The sequence below is a fragment of the Salinicola sp. 4072 genome, assembly GCF_036663415.1.
Classification (GTDB): Bacteria; Pseudomonadota; Gammaproteobacteria; order Pseudomonadales; family Halomonadaceae; genus Salinicola; species Salinicola salarius_A.
Genome location: NZ_JAXOVV010000023.1, coordinates 36,663 through 53,156 on the forward strand (window position 1 = coordinate 36,663; position 16,494 = coordinate 53,156).

Sequence of the window (16,494 nt, forward strand, 5' to 3'; positions counted from 1 at the left end):
CTGCATCCCGCGCCTGGCCTGGCGCCATTTGGCGCAGCAACGCGGTTCGCGCTGAAACGTCAACAGCCCCTAGGTCGCCCCCGTTTGCCCCAGGTGGAAGTGCCGGAAGGAGCCCTCTTCCTTGAGGCCAGGGGCACCTAACTTGGCAGGCCCAACCGGTCCTTGGCCAGACATTCTATAGTGAGGCTCGAATATATGACGACTCAATGGTGCTGGGGTCTATTGCTCGGCGCTCTCGCCACAACGGTTTCCGCTGAGGGCCTGCTCTCTCTGAAAGTGGAAAACGATGCATTCTCTGCTGGTGGCGATCGCCACTACACCAACGGCATCGAGGCAGTCTGGGCTTTTTTTTGAACCTGTTGACGGGCACTGGGCCCGACATTTCGCAGAGGCGCTTCCGGGATGGCCGGCAAGCAGCCTGGAGGTTGTGGCTTACCGATTAGGGCAACAGGTTTATACAGCGGAAGATATCGAGGTCGAAGCGCTCATCAAAGATGATCGCCCCTATGCCGGCCTGCTCATTGGCGGAGTCTCGCTTTTGAACAATCACCAGCATGACAGATGGCGACTGGCAGAAAGCCTACACGTCGATGTTGGCATTGTAGGGCCGGCTTCCGGAGCAGGGAAGCTACAGAGAGAATTCCACAAGTGGATTGCCACGGACGATCCAAAGGGCCGGGATAACCAACTTCCTGAATCCGTGACTTCGCACGGCTCGAATTGCCGCTCAAGCCTGCAACGACAAGGCTTCGGACGGTATAACAGCACCTGACATCCATTCACCCAGTCAGTGCATTGGCCCATGCGCACCTTCACTCTCCAGCAATCCAAGACCGAAGTCTACACACCCCATGGCGGACTGGCCCTGGTGGGCCACTGCCTGAACCGGCACACGTCATTGACCCAAACCGCGCGAACCGTGGTTAAACGCCACGGCATTCCGAACATCGAGCTGATCCGGACCTATCTGGGCCTGATCACGCTGGGCAAAAGCGACTTCGAGGCGGCGGAGCCAGTGCGGATCGATCCGTTCTTCAAGTCCGCCATGGGCATCAAGCAGTCGCCGTCGTCGGCCCGGTTGCGGCAACGCTTTGATGAAGATGCCAAGGCGCTGACACCCTTGCTGGACGATGCCAGTTCCGAGTTTTTGAAGTCCGTGCAAGCTCCGGTTTCCCCGCGGGGCATGGGCCATGTGGCTCTGGATATCGATGGCTTCCCCATGGACAACAGCCAGACGAGCCAGGAAGGTGTCAGCTACACCGACAAGGGCTACAACGGCTATGCGCCCATTGCCGCGTACCTGGGCCAGGAAGGCTGGTGTATGGGTTGTGAGTTACGCCCCGGTAGCCAGCACGCCAATAACGGCTTTCTGGAAACGCTCAAGCGCGTGTTGCCTCGTGCCCGAACGCTCACCGCTTCGCCGATCCTGTTGCGCCTGGACAGTGCCCATGCTGGATACGCTTGCAGCTCCTCTGCCATCCCAATTGTTGATGCAGCGTGCTAATATGTTCAGCTTAGAACGCAGCGCCAATGAATTTCTTGAGATTCTGTTGCCCGATCATCCATCGATTCACGTTGAGCATGGAATGACGCCATGACAATCCCTACTCCACCCTCCTCGCATCATATGTCCAGCCAGAATACGGGGCAGGAGCGCATCGCGATATTCATGCCTTCACTCGATGCAGGAGGCGGAGAGCGGGTAGCGCTGACATTGGCCAGGGCTTTCAGTGAGCGCGGCCATACCGTAGAGCTGATCGTCACCGATACCAGTGGCCCCTATCGTTCCCATATTCCTGAGAACGTAAAGCTGGTAGAGCTTATACCCTCTACGAGATCAAGGGCCTACTGGCAGATAATGCGTAATGAATGGCGGACGCTTTTCACTACTCTTCCACCGCTTCTCCTGCCGGCGCCAAGATTTAAACGACTGATGCCTTATTTACCAGCGCTTGGTGAATATCTTGAGCGCACCCCGATTCACTCATTGCTGGTGTTCAATACTTATTCCAATATCTTGGCTATATGGGCGCAGCGCTGGGTAGGCCGCTCCATTCGCATAGTACTAAGCGAACGCAACGCCTTCTCCGAATGACTCAAACTTGGCCGCTCATGGCGCAGACAACGCCTCTTGAAGCCCCTAGTCCATCAGACCTATCAACGCGCTCATGCCGTGGTCGGGGTCAGCCAGGCTATCAGCGAGGAGCTCGTGCACCATGCGCGACTCCCCTCCGACCTCGTTCAGACCATCTACAATCCGATCTACGATGAATCGTTATTTGCCACTGTCCACCGGATGCCATCACCTCATCCATGGCTGGATGACGAACGGATGATCCCGGTGATTCTCGGTGCCGGCAGACTGGTGGCGCAGAAGGATTTTATGACCTTGTTGCGGGCCTTTGCCCATGTCGGTGAGCGGCGTAGTGCACGATTAATCATTATCGGTGAAGGTGAGCAGCGGGCAGAAATCGAACGTGAAGCACGAAGCTTGGGGGTTAGCGAATCTGTACTTTTACCGGGATGGATACAAGATCCCTACGTCTGGATGAGTCGAGCCAATCTCTTCGTGCTTTCCTCGATCCATGAAGGTCTGCCCAACGTACTGATCCAAGCCATGGCCTGTGGATGCCCGGTGGTCAGTACCGACTGCCCCCATGGCCCCAACGAAATCCTTGCTGGCGGCCAATATGGTCCACTGGTTCCGGTAGGCGATGTAGAAGCACTGGCAGATGCCATGATCAGACAGCTGGATACACCGCAACCGGCGGAGTACATGCGCTCACGGGCCAGCGCGTTCAGCGTTGACCGTTCGGCACAACATTATCTGCAACTCCTGCACACTGGCCCGAAAGAGCTCCCGCCAAAGGCCAAGATGTTCGCCGCAGCCACGTCACTGTAGCCCAGCGTCTCGCGCATGTAGTGGATACCTTCTGCATCTATATCCACGCCGAAACAGCGTGTGGCCGCTTGGTCGAGCGCCTGGTGCAGCCATCTGCCGCGCTGCATTTTCTTACGGATGCCGGCCGAGCCGTGATCAACACATCCCACGTGAATGACTTGCTTGTCGGCCACCCGTTCGGTGAGCACATCGAAACGCGATCGATACTCGTAATCTGCCGGTTCCAGGTCGAACGTCGCAACCAGATCGTTGGAAAAACATTTTCCTCGCAAAAAGCCAGAGGTGTTGTCGCTAAGTTTCATAGGTTGTCACGTCCGTGGTGAACCGAATTCGAGTTGTTCATAGAGGCTGAGGCTATTCCGGTGTGCGGACCACCTGCGGCATACGCTGAACCTGAACGCCCCGGCAACAATAGATCGAGGTAGCGTCCGGCGCTGCGCTGCAGGCTAAAAGCGGCGCCGCGGCGGCGCAGCATATCCGTCGGCAGCGGCGCATCGAGCGTGCGCGTCATGGCCGCGGTCAGCGCCTCGATGTCATCTACCGGCACCAGTTCGCCAAAGCGCCCGCCCTGCAAGATTTCCGTCGGACCGCTGGGGCAGTCCGTGCTCACCACAGGGCAGCCGCAGGCCAGCGCCTCGATCAAGACATTGCCTAGCCCTTCGTAATCGGAAGAGAGCACGAACAGCGCCGCCCGGGAAAAGGCCGCATAGGGGTTGTCCACGAAGCCGGGCAGTGCCACATCGCCACTTACTCCCAGCGTATGGGTCAGCGTTTCAAGCCGGGGCCGCTCGGGCCCCTCGCCCAGGATTATCAACCGCACCGCACGCTGTTCACGCAGCCGGGCGAAGGCGTTCAGCAGCAACGTAAAGTTCTTCTGTGGCACCAGTCGCCCCGCCGCCACAATGACCGGTGATCCATCATCCTCCAGCCACGGATGCGGTGCCGGCGCGGCGGCACGGACCGCCAACCCCGGCGTGACCACTGGATTGTAGACGGTATCGATGGCGCCGCGCGGCAGCCCGGCGGTAATCGCCAGATCATCGGCGACACCATCGGAAACCGCAGTGATCGCATCGGCCCGTGGGTAGGTGCGTGCGATCAGCGGCGCAATATGACGCCAGCGCCACTTGCGGCTGAGCATGATGGACCGAGAAAGCTGAGTACGCTCGCTGATGACGACACGGGTGGGCGCGCCGCTCAAGCGCCGAGCCCACAGCGCCAGCAGATTGGTGGGCGTCTTGGCGGCGAGCAGCGCCGCCGGGCGCACGCTGGCCAGATAACGAGCCAGATCGGCCAGATAGGGCTGGACGGGCGCCGGATGCCGCGTCAGCAGCACCGGGCGCGCCAATGCAGTGAGGCCGGCGGGGTCCATGCGAACGAGCTCCAGCCGTGTGACTAGATCGCTCCGTGGCTGGAGCGTCACGATGTTGACGCCTGCCGGTATCGCCGATAGATAAGGGCCTTCGGCACGACACAGCACCAGATCCACCGGATGGCCGGCAGCGCAAAACGCTTCAGCCAGATGAAGTATCGAACGGCCTACGCCACCGGCAGCAAGCGAAGGCAATAGCAGGGCAATCCTGGGGAGTTGTTGTGTCACGCAAAAACCGGGCTCATGGTCGAATCGGCGCCAACGCTGCTTTTTGATTTATCGTAGTGTAGCATGCCAACAAACCGCTTTAGGCGCGCTTAATGAAGGGGATTTTCCGTTGACAAGCAATGCTTCATGTCTCAACGAGGAGACCTTGACCATCGCCGCCCGACCGATTCGAGTCGAGCGCGCCGATACCTCGCATCAGCCCCACTGCGTGATACTGCCGGCGTTGACCTCAGCACCCTCGCCGCGTCCTCCGGTGCGCATTTTCCTGGGCACCGAGAAAGCCCAGGTAAGAGCCCAGCGCATATTCTTCTATTCGGTCGAACGCGTACGCGATCCTGCACGGGAATACCGCATCTACCTGATGAAGGATATCGCCGGTTTCGATCAGTCGACATGGCGCACCGGCTTCACCAATTACCGCTTCGCGATTCCCGATTTCGCCGGCCGCGAAGGGCGCGCCATCTATAACGACGTCGACCAGATCTACTTCACCGATCCCGCCGTGCTGTTCGACCTGCCGATGGCCGAACATGGCTATCTTGCCATCTCGGCCAAGGACACGTCGGTCATGGTGATGGATTGCGCCCGCATGGCGCAGTGGTGGAACCTCGATCAGGCCAGGCAGGCCGCCAAGAAGACGCTGACCGACACGCCGGCCGAACAGCCCGGCCTGTGGGGCGAACTCGACGGCCACTGGAACGCCCGCGACGAGGAGTACGAACACAACCGGACCCATGTGCTGCACTATACCGCGCTGCACCAGCAGCCCTGGCAGCCGACGCCGAGGATCTACTCTTATCATCCCAACGCGCTGGGCGATTTATGGCACCGCCTGGAGCAGGAAGCGGATGCTCAGTATTACGGACCCTTTTCCCGCCAGGCGCCAAGCCCCTGGTTCGAGCAGGCGCTGCAAGCGCTCGACACGCCTGATGATAGCGATGAAGCATTGCGCAGCAGCCCCCGCGCCGCACAGCTGGCAAGCGAGTGCGACGCCGCCTCGCTGTTATGGTGCCGGCCCGCTCGGCAGACCGCGCCGCCCTCGCCGCTCAATCTGGAAGCGAGCCAGCTCTGGCATCCTGAGCGCGACGCTGCGGTGGATGCCGCCTTCGATGGTGTCGCCGTCACAGGGGTGCTCGAACATCTTCCCGCCGAAGACATCCATTGGTTCATGGGAGAATTGGCTCAGCGCGCCCGCCGTTTACTCTATGTCGGCATTCAGCTCCCCGATCCCCGGCGCGTCGACGATCAGCCGTTCTACCGTACCCACTGGTGGCGCGAACAGCTGCGCCGCATCAGCGGGGCCTATCCCGATCTCGTCTGGCATCTTGATATCCAGCGCACGGGAACCGGCATGAGAGAGTGCGTCCAGTCCGGACTGAGCGGCGCACGCCAGGGGCATGGTCGCGTTCCACGGGTATGGCTGTTGCTGGGCCGGCATCACGGTGACAATGCGCAGCTGTCACTACTTGCACAGCGACTGGGCTGGCCCAGCGAGGAAAAACGGCTGAACTTCAAACCGTCTGCGCCAAGACCCGCGCTGTTCAGCCGCCCATCTCTTGCCAACATCGATCTGACCCAGTCCGATCGTCTCGAGCCCCCCTGGCCGGATCTGATCCTGAGCACGGGCCGGCGCAGTGTCGGCGCAGCACGCTGGGTCAAGCAGCAGTCAGGAGGATGCACGCAGCTGATTTTCCTCGGCCGCCCGCGCGCGCCATTGGACTGGTTCGATCTGATCATCACCACGCCTCAGTATGGCCTGCCGGCACGGGACAATGTCATCCATAACCTCCTGCCTCTCAACGCGCCCGACCCTGCGGCGCTCGATCAGGCCGCCGCGGATTGGCAAGCGCGCTTCGACGATCTTCCCCGGCCCCGTATCGGCGTGCTGGTCGGCGGCGCAACGAAGACGCAGCACTTCGATGCCACCGTTGCCCGTGCGATGGCTCAGGCCGCCTGTCGCCTGGCCAAGGCTCGCGGAGGGTCACTGCTGATCACCACCAGCCCGCGCACGCCACCCGACGCGGCGGACGCCTTTTTCGCTGGCATCGATGTTCCCAGTTATCGCTACGCCTGGCACCACGAAGACGGTGCAGACAACCCCTACCGGGCCTATCTGGCCTTGTGCGACGCATTCGTCGTGTCAGGCGACAGCGTATCGATGCAGGCCGAAGCCATTCGGACCAAAAAACCGGTGCATGTCTTTCCGCTCGCATTGCCGCCGACATCATGGAGTCGTCTCGGGCATCGGTTTGAGGCGTTCATGCACGGGCGCACACAGGCGACCGGAACCCGCGGCACCCATCGCCAGCAGGACTGGAAAGGCCGACTGTACGACCGTGCATTCGGCTTAGGTCTGATAACCGCACCGCGCAATACCGAGCGCCTGCACAAGGTACTTGCCATGCGCAACCTGCTTGACGATATCAGTATAGTGGACGATGCGACGCTAGGCCGGCAGCGCCTCGAAATTGCCGACGAGGTGCAGGCCACGGTAGAAAGCATTCGCTTGCGCGCCGGCGAGCACTACTGGCGGGAGCGCCGATGAGCACGCCGCGCGTCACGGTCTTTATTCCGGTACATAACCGCCAGCTTTACATCACGACGGCTGTCGACAGCATCCTGGCGCAGACATTCGAGAACTTCGAACTGCTGATCGTCGATGACGGCTCGACCGATGCCACTCTCGAGGTCCTATCCCGCTACCGGGATCCACGCCTGCGCGTGGAGGGCAATGCGCGCAATCTGGGCATTCCGGCAACCCGCAACCGCGGCCTCGAGCTGGCGCGTGGAGAATATATTGCCCTGCTCGATAGCGATGACAAGTCATGGCCGAATCGGCTCGCCCGCCAGGTCGAGACCCTGGACCGCCATCCGGAGCTGGCGCAGGTCGGCAGCGCCTGCGATTTCATGGACGATCAGGGACAGCATCTCAAGCGCGTGCGGCGCCAGCCGTTAGCCGCCGATGACGTCGCCGCCAGCCTGGCGTTCTACTGCGCACTGACCAACCGTACGATCATGGCGCGCACGGCTATTTTGCGCGAGCATGGCTACAGGGAGGATTTTCCGCGCTGTCAGGACTACGAGTTGCACCAGCGACTGTCGCGCACGCAGCGGATGGCCAACCTCGCTGACATCCTGGTCTGCGGACGCGAACACAGCGGACGCTTCACCAAGCAGACCGATGCGCTGGGCCGTGAGCGCAAGCGTGAAATCTGTCGCCGGGCGCTCATCGAGACGGGACTCGTCCCGAGCGAGGCAGATCTCGATCGTCACTATGCGCTGGCGCGACCCAAGAAACTCGGCGCGGCGCTGAACGAAGAATATCTCGGCTGGGCCGATCAGTGGCTGGCTCGGCTCGACGCCGCCAACCGGCGTAGCCGACGCCATGTGCCCGAGGCGCTGACACGGGTCATGACCGAACGCTGGATAGACCTGTGCTGGCATGCACGCCGCCAGCTCGGGTCCGCCGCCTATCTGCGCCTGATACGCTCACCGCTGGCCAGGCGCTTACCCGCGACGCTGTTGCGCCGCCTGGCATCCTGAGGCCGCACGTTCAAGTTCATGGCTGATTCGCCAGCAGACAGAAATTGATCATCAGTGATTATTGAAGGAAGGAACATGTCATGCGTTATCTGGATGTCGACGCACTGGAGCACATGGATGCCAAGGCGTTCCAGCAGCGTTCCCCTTATCCATGGGCCAACCCGGCGGGTCTGCTGACCGAGGAAGGCTACGCGGCATTGCGCGACAGCCTGCCCGCCGCCGAGCACTTCGAGGAAATATTCGGCAAGACGCGTCGTTACGGTCAGCAACCCCACGACCGGCTGGCGCTGGAATACTCGCCGGACATAGAACTGTCGCCGCACTGGCAAGCCTTCATGCAGGAACTGCACGGACCGCACTATCGGCAGTTCATGGCACGCATGTTAGGCACCCAGGCCTTCAGCTTGCGCTTTCACTGGCACTACACGCCGGCTAGCTGTTCGGTCTCGCCACACTGTGACGCCCGCGAAAAGCTGGGCTCGCACATCTTCTACTTCAATGGCGAAGACGACTGGCAGCCCGTCTGGGGCGGGCAAACCGTGGTGCTCGATGACAATGGCCGCTTCGACAGCAAAAGTGCGCCAGCCTTCGAGGATTTCGACAGCGCTACCGAATCCCATGCGATGGGCAACTACAGCTTGCTGTTCACCCGACGTGGTAATTCCTGGCATGGTGTACGCGAGATCAGTTGTCCGCCAGGGCACTACCGCAAGGTCTTTATCGCGGTCATCAACGAACGCCGCCCACTCAAGCAGTTTACCAAGAGGCTCAAGGGGCTGTTCGGACGCGCGGCCTGATCGGTTCAAGGCGCCATGGTCACCACGTCCTCGATAGACGCAATAAGCCGTAACTCCTGCCGACTGCCGATAGACGATGCGTGGGCAACCTGGGCAGGAAGACTGCGACTATGGGAGAGGGCCTGCAGACGCGTCTCGATGATGCTGGTATCGAGCCGTTCTCGTCTGCGCTGCAGCAGCCGACGTCTCGAGAACGGCTTCTTGCTCGAATAGCGCACGAGCAGCGACACCAGCCGCTCGGCGCCAGCAAACTCGGCTTCGCCACCTACGAGACGGTACAGCAGCGTTCGGGCACCCTCTTCTAGCTGCGGTGACGGCAAGAGACGCTTGCCATTGAGTTCATGCAGGAACACGCCAAGATGTATAGCCGCCGAGATGGCGGGATCGTCCGCCATGCTCATCTGCCCGCAGTCGATTGCGCGCAGCGGTGCCAGCGGGTCGGGCGATACCATGACATTGCCGGGATGAAGATCGAGATGAGTGATGCCGGTATCGCGCAACGACGCCAACATGGCGATCAACTTCGACAGTAGCGCGTGGCGTCGGGTTGCCTCGTGCTCATGCGCCTGCCAGACGACGTTGAACGGCTGCCAACCGAGCAGATACTCCTGCAGCAATACCTGCTGTACGGGCAGGCCGTGGCGGAAGCGCTCGCCAAAGGCCAAGGTCCGGACACCATGCACCGTTCGCTCGTGCAATGCCAGGTTATGAGCGAGCTCCGCCGTGCCGTGGCTGAACCCGAGCAGTGCATTGCTGCACCCCAGCAGCGCTCCCAGCCGCTTGCGCGGCGATACCGCCATCTGCTTGACGAAGTGACGCGGTGTTGCCGGCAAGCTCGGCGGCGCAAGAGAATAAAGTCGGCGCGACCTCGCGACTTTCTCACGTAACAGGGTAACGCCGGACCCGGCGCCGGCATGAAAATGATGATCGATCGTCTGCGCTGGCCGATGTGCCTGCCCCTCGCCAAGCCACCACTGCCATCCCGAGTTGGAGAAGGCTACCGGCCCGTCGAAGCGGGCAGTCAGGAACTGCGGTCGGCACCGTTGCATACCTCCCCGCTGGATGCCTAATGCCATTGCCCTGCCCCTTCGCCATCTTTAATAAAATTTTAATATTTTCTTAATATATCGGAATAAGCGCAGACGGGCACACCGAAATATGAAAATTCCAGGCACAAGGGAAGTTCAGCATGCCGCTAAGGAAAGCGTCCAGCGAGCCCACCACCCAAGGTGGCACTCGCTGGCCAAGGCTAAATGAGATGGGAAATTACAGGGAATGACACGCTACCACCCTCATTCCGCTCTCCTGAGCAGGAAAAACCCGACCAGGAAACAGGCCAGGGTGGGCGTCAGTACCGCCCAGATCGGCGAGAAACCGAAGATCGTCGAGGCTGGGCCAAGCAGGTCCTGCAGGTATTTGAACGACAAGCCGACGAGGGTGCCGTAGAAGACCCGCGTGCCGGCGGCAGCGCTTCTGAGCGGTCCAAACACGAACGAAGCAGCGACCAGCATCAGCCCTGCCAGCACCAGCGGCTGCAGCAGCTTCTGCCAGAAATACAGCCAAGTATCGGTGGCGTCGGTGCCCTGAGCATTGAGATAGCGGCCATAGCGCCACAGATCGGCGATCGACTGACTGTCCTGGTCGGTGATGATCTGCTTGAGTAGTTTCGGATCGAGCGATGTCCGCCAGGGCTCGCTGGCATAGGTGTCGGTTACGGTACGGTCTGGCTCGAAATGGGTCTCCTGTACGTTCTGCAACTGCCATCCGCCTTTCATCGGCACGGCGCGCTCGGCATGCAGGGCACTCTCCAGGCGTTGGCCGTCAAAATGGTAGCGTAGGACGCCGATCACGGTATTATCGGAGCGCATCGAGGCGAATCGGTAGAAATCGTTGCCTTCACGCTGCCACCCGCCATCCTGTTCAGCCAAGCCGTTATCCCCTTGGCGCTGCTCCGCCCGCCATGACTTGGCATACTGCTCGGTACTCGGTGCAACGTATTCGCCGACCACCATGGTCAGCAGGATCACCACTCCGAGCGGCTTCATCACCGCCCAGATGATGCGTGCCAGCGACCATCCCGCCGCGCGCATCGTGGTCAGCTCGTTATTCGATGCCATCGCACCCAGCCCGATCAACCCGCCGAGCAGGACACCCACCGGTGCGTATTGATAAAAGCGCCACGGCAGCCGCATGAGGGTGTACAACAGCACCTCGAAAGCACCGTAATGGTTTTCCACGTCATCGAGCCCGGAAATGTAGTTGATCACCAGATCCAGCCCCATCAGAAGGACCTGAACGACCAACATCGCGGCAAGCACATTTCGCGCAGTGTAGCGGTCGATAAGGTTCATAGGACACGTCTCCTGCGTGGACGTCGGCCTCGGTTCAGCCATAAACCGAACGCGAGAAAAGCGATATGGATCGGCCATACCCCCAGCGTCGCCGACAACTGCTCCCTGGCGATGGCGCTCTGTGCCGCCAGCAGCAGGCTCATGTAGCAGATGTACAGAAAGATCGACGGCAGCAGCTTGGCAAAACGCCCGTGGCGTGGATTGGCGCGTGACAGCGGAAGCGCGATCAGGGTCAGGATCAGCACCATCAAGGGCAGGCTGGCGCGCCACTGAAGCGCCCCGCGGGCCTCCGGATCGTCACTGGCAAGCAGGGAAGGCGTGGATAATAGTTCGACGTCGTCGTATTGCGGCGTCGTAGCGGCGCCGGCGAGGCGAATGGCATAGGTCTCGAACTGAAGGCGGTCACTCGCCGCACTACCCGGCACGACGCTGTAACGGTAACCGTTCTTGAGAACCAGATAACGGCTGCCCGTCTCCGGGTCGGTCGCCTGATAACCGCTACGAGCACGCGTGATGACCTGTCTCGGCGGGCCGTTGGCCTGCTCCTCCTGTTCGGCGATGAACAGGTCCTGCATGCGGCTGGCGTCGTCGCCGAGCGACTCGGTGTATGCCGTACGATCGCCAAGCTCCTGGAAACGTCCGGGCGTCAGTGTACTGAAATCGGCGTTCTGCTTTTGATCATCCAGCATGCTCTCGTTATGCACCAGGCCGGCCGGTGTCAACCATAGACTGCAGACACCTACCAGCAGGGCCACGACCGCGGCGGGCCATAATGCCACATGCAACAGCTTGCGCGGGCTGACGCCACAGGCCGCCAGCACGGTGATTTCGCTGTTGAGATAGAGCTGCCCGTATGCCAGCAGGATAGCCAGAAAGAATGCCAGCGGCAGCAGTAACTGCATGAAGTTCGGCAACTGATACAGCATCAAGGTGCCGAGCAGCCTGGCGGGAAAGTCCCCTTGCGCCACATCGGTAAAGTAGCTGATGAAGCGGTTGCCCATGATCACCAATAGCAGCACGCCGGCAACGGCGGCCATGGTGGTGAGTATCTCGCGAGTCAGATAACGAAAAATAATCAAAAGTGTCTCCCGAAATGGCTTCCTTGCTGGCCTGTCTTCCTATCGACGCCGGTTGCCGGTCCATGCAATACGGCACCGCTTTGCGTACACTGAGAAACGTTCGAGGCTGGCGACGTGCCAGCATTATCCAGAAACCGCTCGCCCTTGTCTCTTCGTGAGATGTCGGTGGTGTGGATGAAGCCTCTGTCGTGTGGAGATGTCATGGAATTTTCCGTACTGACCGTCAATCCAGCCAAGGTCGAAACAGCCTGTCTGGTCGTACCGCTGTTTGAGGATGGCGACCTGCTATCCGCCGCCGCCAAGCTGGATGACGCCAGCGAACGCTTGATCGCGCAACTGGTCGAGCGCGGCGATTTCACCCCGGAGCTCGCCAATGTTCAGCTGATTCCGTTCGCGCCGGGTCTCGCCGCCGAGCGTCTGCTGCTGGTGGGGCTCGGCAAGCGGGATACATTCAATGAAGGTGCCCTGCGCAAGTCGCTCGATGCCGCCTTCACCGCGCTGGCCAAACTGCCGGTCGACAGTGCCGCCGCGGCTTTCACGGACGCCATGGTCGAGGATCGCGACGCGGCCTGGAACGCGCAGATGACGCTGGAAGCCGCCACGCGAGCCGTCTATCGCTTCACTCAATGCAAGTCGACTCAGCCACCGGTGCCACAGCTGCGCAATGTCGAGCTGCTGGTCAGCGATGCCAGTCAGGCGGATAACGCCAAGGCCGGGGCTCGCATCGGCGCGGCACTGGGCGATGGCGTCAATCTGGCCCGTACTCTGGGCAACCTGCCCGGCAATATCTGCACGCCCACCTACCTGGCCAATCAGGCCGAGACGCTGGCAGGAGAATCCGCCGGCTCGCTGAGCGTCGAGATTCTCGACGAGGCCGAGCTGGAAGCGCTGGGCGCGCACTCGCTGCTGGCGGTGGGCCGCGGCAGCGCGGAACCCTCCAAGCTGATCGTGATGAAATATCAGGGTGCGGAGGATCCCGAAGAGTCGCCCCATGTGCTGGTCGGCAAGGGCATCACGTTCGATACCGGCGGTATCTCGCTCAAGGCGGGGGCCGGCATGGACGAGATGAAGTTCGACATGTGCGGCGCCGCCAGCGTCTTCGGCACCATGAAGAGCGTGATCGCGCTGCAGCCCAAGCTGAATGTCGTGGCGATCGTCGCCAGTGCCGAAAACATGCCGGATGGCCGCGCGATCAAGCCCGGCGATATCGTCACCACGCTCAAGGGGCTGACCGTCGAGATCCTCAACACCGACGCCGAAGGCCGCTTGGTGCTGTGCGACGCGCTGACCTACGCCGAGCGCTTCGAACCGGCCAGCGTCGTCGATATCGCCACCCTCACCGGCGCCTGCGTCATCGCACTGGGCGATCATGCCAGCGGCCTGTTCTCCAATGACGACGACCTCGCGCTGGACCTGCTCGAAGCGGGTGAGTCCTCCTGGGATCGCGCCTGGCACATGCCGCTGTGGGACGACTACCAGCAGCAGCTGGACTCCAACTTCGCCGATCTCGCCAACATCGGCGGGCGTCCGGCCGGCAGCATTACCGCCGCCTGCTTCCTGTCACGCTTCGCCGACAAGTATCCGTGGGCGCATCTCGATATCGCCGGCACCGGCTGGGACAGCGGCAAGCAGAAAGGCGCCAGCGGCCGCCCGGTAGGATTGCTGACGCGCTATCTGCTGGACCGCGAGAGCGAGCTGATGGTCACACCGGAGGCCTGATCATTGTGGAGTTTGGCCGTGGAGAGCGGCGGCGCCACGCGGGAAAATATCAGCTCGCCGCAGGCAGGCGCTGAAACTCGCAGGCGCCGGGACAGGCGCGGAATCGGGCGCCAGAGATAACCGCCGCCGCCCTCTTCGCAGCCTACGATTTGCATGCTAATTTAAATGTTCCGCTGCCCGTCGGCCGGGCAGCCCCCAACCGAAGTCATCGACCGCCTGCCGCCCTGCTCGCGTCGTCAGGCATCATGGACTGTCAGGAGAAGTCGCAGTGTCCACCTCAGGTTTCGAAGCCCACCTTTCCTCCAACCCGCTCGATGCCGCTCTGCGCAACGAGATTCTTGCCAACCCGGGCTTCGGCCGCTACTTCACCGATCACATGGTACACGTACGCTGGACCAAGTCGGGCGGCTGGCAGCGCGGCGAGATCCGCCCCTACGGGCCGCTGCTGATCGATCCGGCCTCTCCAGTGCTGCACTACGGCCAGGAGATCTTCGAAGGCATCAAGGCGTATCGCCATGCCGACGGTTCGGTCTGGACCTTCCGCCCCGCGAAGAACGCGGCGCGTTTCCGCGCTTCCGCTCGCCGTCTGGCGTTGCCGGAGCTCGATGACGAGACTTTCCTCGGCTCGCTCAAGACACTGGTGGCGCAGGACGCCGCCTGGGTACCGACGCCGAAGAACGATGCCGAAGAGTGTAGCCTGTACCTACGCCCGTTCATGATCGGCAATGGCAAGTCGCTGGGCGTCAAGCCGGCGGCGGAGGTCGATTACTACCTGATCGCCTCGCCGGCCGCCTCCTACTTCAAGGGCGGCGGCAAGCCGGTCTCGATCTGGCTCTCCCAGCATTACAATCGCGCCGCACCGGGCGGCACCGGCGCCGCCAAGTGTGGTGGCAACTATGCGGCATCATTGCTGGCCCAGGCCGAGGCCGAAAGCCACGGCTGCGATCAGGTCGCGTTCCTCGACGCGGCGGAGAACAAGTGGATCGAAGAACTGGGCGGCATGAACCTGTTCTTCGTCTACCGCGATGGCCGCCTGGTAACGCCGGCGCTGACCGGCACCATCCTGGAAGGCGTCACTCGCGATTCGATCCTGGAACTCGCCCGCGATGCCGGCCTGACGCCGGAAGAGCGGCCGATCAGCATCGACGAATGGCGCGACGGCGTAGCCAATGGCGAGATCGTCGAGGTGTTCGCCTGCGGCACCGCCGCCGTCATCACCCAGATCGGCCAACTGGTGACCGAAAACGACCGTATCGTCACACCGGAGATCGAAGGCGAAGCGATCAGCGCCAAGCTGCGCAAGCGCCTGCTCGACATCCAGTACGGTCGCAGCGAAGACACTCGCGGCTGGCTGATGCGGCTGGCCTGATGCCCCACAGGGTCTGAATGATACGACAGGGCCTGATGCACGGTCTCTGATACGACAGGCCCTGGTGCGCAGGCCCTGGTTCCGTCCTACGCTGAAACCGTGCAAGACGCTGAGCTCGGGATCGCATCCCGAGCCCGGAACGACCGCCCACCGGCGGTCGCTTCGTCTCGCGATTCTCGCGACCCACTCACGAAAGGATGATGTGATGAAACCCGTGATGATCATTACCGGTGCCGGACGCGGCATTGGCGCCGCCACCGCCCTCATGGCCGCCCAGAAAGGCTACGCCGTCGCCGTGAACTACCGCAGCGACAAGGCGTCCGCGGACAAGGTCGTGGCCGAGATCGAAGCCGACGGCGGCCGCGCGATCGCGGTCCAGGCCGATGTCGTCGATGAAGCCGCCATCGTCGCCATGTTCGAGACTGTCGACCGCGAGCTGGGCCGGGTCGAAGTGCTGGTCAACAACGCCGGCGTGGTCGACCAGATCAGCCGCGTCGACGAGATGAGCTTCGAGCGCGTCGACCGGATGATGAAGATCAACGTCGTCGGCCCGTTCATCTGCGCCCGGGAAGCGATCAAGCGCATGTCGACCAAGCACGGCGGCAAGGGCGGCGTCATCGTCAATGTCGGTTCGGCCGCTTCGCATCTCGGTGGCGCGGGGGAATACATCGACTATGCCGCCTCCAAGGGCGCCATCGACGTAATGACCGAAGGGCTCTCGAAGGAAGTTGCCGGCGAAGGCATTCGCGTCAACACCGTCCGCCCCGGCGTCATCCGCACCACCATCCACGCCAGCGGCGGCAACCCGGACAAGCCAGAGGTGGCCGGCTCGGTGATCCCCATGGGCCGCATCGGCGAGCCGGAAGAGATCGCCAACGGCATCCTGTGGCTGGCCGAGGCAGGATTCACAACAGGAGCACTCGTCGACATCGACGGCGGCGTCTAGGAGAGGTCGGGCCTGCGCGAGCGATTGGCGTTGTTGCACGACGCGCGCGGGCCTCGCCTAACCCCGTGTTATGTCTCGTTCCTTGCGCGCCGTGCGCCTAGCCACTCATCTCGCTCGGCGCCGACTCGAGCCCGTAGACGAGCCGCCAAGGACAGAATTCGATATCCTGCGACTTTTTTCACGACGTC

14 protein-coding genes and 2 pseudogenes are annotated in these 16,494 nt (G+C 61.8%); 11 read left to right on the top strand and 5 right to left on the bottom strand.

All coding sequences use genetic code 11. The features are described from left to right. The first annotated feature begins 195 nt into the window (after positions 1-195). The 5 genes and pseudogenes from R3F72_RS18655 to R3F72_RS14660 all read left to right on the top strand — a co-directional run bounded on the left by R3F72_RS18655 (position 196) and on the right by R3F72_RS14660 (position 2,902). Entirely contained in the window at positions 196-354 is a 159-nt protein-coding gene (locus R3F72_RS18655) for a lipid A-modifier LpxR family protein (RefSeq protein ID WP_373419400.1), read from the top strand. Next, entirely contained in the window at positions 287-772 is a 486-nt protein-coding gene (locus R3F72_RS14645; protein ID WP_204352983.1) for a lipid A-modifier LpxR family protein, read from the top strand. Before R3F72_RS18655 ends, R3F72_RS14645 begins: the two co-directional genes overlap by 68 nt. A 30-nt stretch (positions 773-802) precedes the next feature. Next, positions 803-1,450, top strand: a pseudogene (locus R3F72_RS14650) (transposase); the annotation flags it as partial. A gap of 219 nt (positions 1,451-1,669) precedes the next feature. After that, positions 1,670-2,251: pseudogene (locus R3F72_RS14655) on the top strand (glycosyltransferase); the annotation flags it as partial. An 81-nt stretch (positions 2,252-2,332) separates the two neighbouring features. Beyond that, positions 2,333-2,902: a glycosyltransferase gene (locus tag R3F72_RS14660; RefSeq protein ID WP_332780037.1), complete on the top strand. Its 570-nt coding sequence runs from the start codon at positions 2,333-2,335 to the stop codon at positions 2,900-2,902. Here the strand turns inward: R3F72_RS14660 and R3F72_RS14665 are convergent. Beyond that, positions 2,824-3,204 (bottom strand): hypothetical protein, encoded by a 381-nt coding sequence (locus R3F72_RS14665; protein ID WP_306298791.1) that lies wholly within the window; start codon positions 3,202-3,204, stop codon positions 2,824-2,826. The genes R3F72_RS14660 and R3F72_RS14665 overlap by 79 nt on opposite strands. Then, positions 3,201-4,502 (bottom strand): glycosyltransferase, encoded by a 1,302-nt coding sequence (locus R3F72_RS14670; protein WP_332780018.1) that lies wholly within the window; start codon positions 4,500-4,502, stop codon positions 3,201-3,203. Before R3F72_RS14670 ends, R3F72_RS14665 begins: the two co-directional genes overlap by 4 nt. Positions 4,503-4,647: 145 nt before the next feature. Between R3F72_RS14670 and R3F72_RS14675 the strand changes: the two genes are divergently transcribed. The 3 genes from R3F72_RS14675 to R3F72_RS14685 all read left to right on the top strand — a co-directional run bounded on the left by R3F72_RS14675 (position 4,648) and on the right by R3F72_RS14685 (position 8,842). Further along, entirely contained in the window at positions 4,648-7,047 is a 2,400-nt protein-coding gene (locus R3F72_RS14675; RefSeq protein WP_332780019.1) for a mitochondrial fission ELM1 family protein, read from the top strand. Then, complete coding sequence (locus R3F72_RS14680; RefSeq protein ID WP_332780020.1) at positions 7,044-8,045, top strand: glycosyltransferase family 2 protein; 1,002 nt, start codon at positions 7,044-7,046, stop codon at positions 8,043-8,045. The genes R3F72_RS14675 and R3F72_RS14680 overlap by 4 nt, the downstream gene beginning before the upstream one ends. An 80-nt stretch (positions 8,046-8,125) precedes the next feature. Next, the gene (locus R3F72_RS14685; RefSeq protein ID WP_332780021.1) at positions 8,126-8,842 is read left to right on the top strand and encodes a hypothetical protein; all 717 of its coding nucleotides are present in this window, start codon (positions 8,126-8,128) and stop codon (positions 8,840-8,842) included. Between the two features lie 5 nt (positions 8,843-8,847). Here R3F72_RS14685 and R3F72_RS14690 read toward each other — a convergent pair whose 3' ends face one another. The 3 genes from R3F72_RS14690 to lptF all read right to left on the bottom strand — a co-directional run bounded on the left by R3F72_RS14690 (position 8,848) and on the right by lptF (position 12,272). Beyond that, complete coding sequence (locus R3F72_RS14690; RefSeq protein ID WP_071229972.1) at positions 8,848-9,918, bottom strand: AarF/UbiB family protein; 1,071 nt, start codon at positions 9,916-9,918, stop codon at positions 8,848-8,850. Positions 9,919-10,134: 216 nt separating this feature from the next. Then, positions 10,135-11,193 carry an LPS export ABC transporter permease LptG gene (gene lptG, locus R3F72_RS14695; protein ID WP_071229973.1) on the bottom strand — a complete coding sequence of 353 codons (1,059 nt, stop codon included), beginning with the start codon at positions 11,191-11,193 and terminating at the stop codon, positions 10,135-10,137. Then, positions 11,190-12,272: an LPS export ABC transporter permease LptF gene (gene lptF, locus R3F72_RS14700; RefSeq protein WP_332780022.1), complete on the bottom strand. Its 1,083-nt coding sequence runs from the start codon at positions 12,270-12,272 to the stop codon at positions 11,190-11,192. Before lptF ends, lptG begins: the two co-directional genes overlap by 4 nt. 201 nt (positions 12,273-12,473) lie before the next feature. On the opposite strand from lptF, the gene R3F72_RS14705 reads away from it, so the two are divergent. The 3 genes from R3F72_RS14705 to R3F72_RS14715 all read left to right on the top strand — a co-directional run bounded on the left by R3F72_RS14705 (position 12,474) and on the right by R3F72_RS14715 (position 16,306). After that, a complete protein-coding gene (locus tag R3F72_RS14705; protein ID WP_087718473.1) occupies positions 12,474-13,991 on the top strand; it encodes a leucyl aminopeptidase in 1,518 nt (505 codons plus the stop codon). Positions 13,992-14,259: 268 nt separating this feature from the next. Beyond that, positions 14,260-15,360, top strand: coding sequence for a branched-chain amino acid aminotransferase (locus R3F72_RS14710; RefSeq protein ID WP_332780023.1), 1,101 nt, complete (start codon positions 14,260-14,262; stop codon positions 15,358-15,360). Positions 15,361-15,565: 205 nt separating this feature from the next. Next, entirely contained in the window at positions 15,566-16,306 is a 741-nt protein-coding gene (locus R3F72_RS14715) for an SDR family oxidoreductase (RefSeq protein WP_071229977.1), read from the top strand. The last annotated feature ends 188 nt before the right edge of the window (positions 16,307-16,494 follow it).

What these genes read in the sequence shown, in the direction of transcription:
- R3F72_RS18655 (WP_373419400.1), top strand. Translation starts at nt 196, where the DNA reads ATGACGACTCAATGGTGCTGGGGTCTATTGCTCGGCGCTCTCGCCACA.
- R3F72_RS14645 (WP_204352983.1), top strand. Translation starts at nt 287, where the DNA reads ATGCATTCTCTGCTGGTGGCGATCGCCACTACACCAACGGCATCGAGG.
- R3F72_RS14660 (WP_332780037.1), top strand. Translation starts at nt 2,333, where the DNA reads ATGATCCCGGTGATTCTCGGTGCCGGCAGACTGGTGGCGCAGAAGGAT.
- R3F72_RS14665 (WP_306298791.1), bottom strand. Translation starts at nt 3,204, where the DNA reads ATGAAACTTAGCGACAACACCTCTGGCTTTTTGCGAGGAAAATGTTTT.
- R3F72_RS14680 (WP_332780020.1), top strand. Translation starts at nt 7,044, where the DNA reads ATGAGCACGCCGCGCGTCACGGTCTTTATTCCGGTACATAACCGCCAG.
- R3F72_RS14685 (WP_332780021.1), top strand. Translation starts at nt 8,126, where the DNA reads ATGCGTTATCTGGATGTCGACGCACTGGAGCACATGGATGCCAAGGCG.
- R3F72_RS14690 (WP_071229972.1), bottom strand. Translation starts at nt 9,918, where the DNA reads ATGGCATTAGGCATCCAGCGGGGAGGTATGCAACGGTGCCGACCGCAG.
- lptG (WP_071229973.1), bottom strand. Translation starts at nt 11,193, where the DNA reads ATGAACCTTATCGACCGCTACACTGCGCGAAATGTGCTTGCCGCGATG.
- R3F72_RS14705 (WP_087718473.1), top strand. Translation starts at nt 12,474, where the DNA reads ATGGAATTTTCCGTACTGACCGTCAATCCAGCCAAGGTCGAAACAGCC.
- R3F72_RS14715 (WP_071229977.1), top strand. Translation starts at nt 15,566, where the DNA reads ATGAAACCCGTGATGATCATTACCGGTGCCGGACGCGGCATTGGCGCC.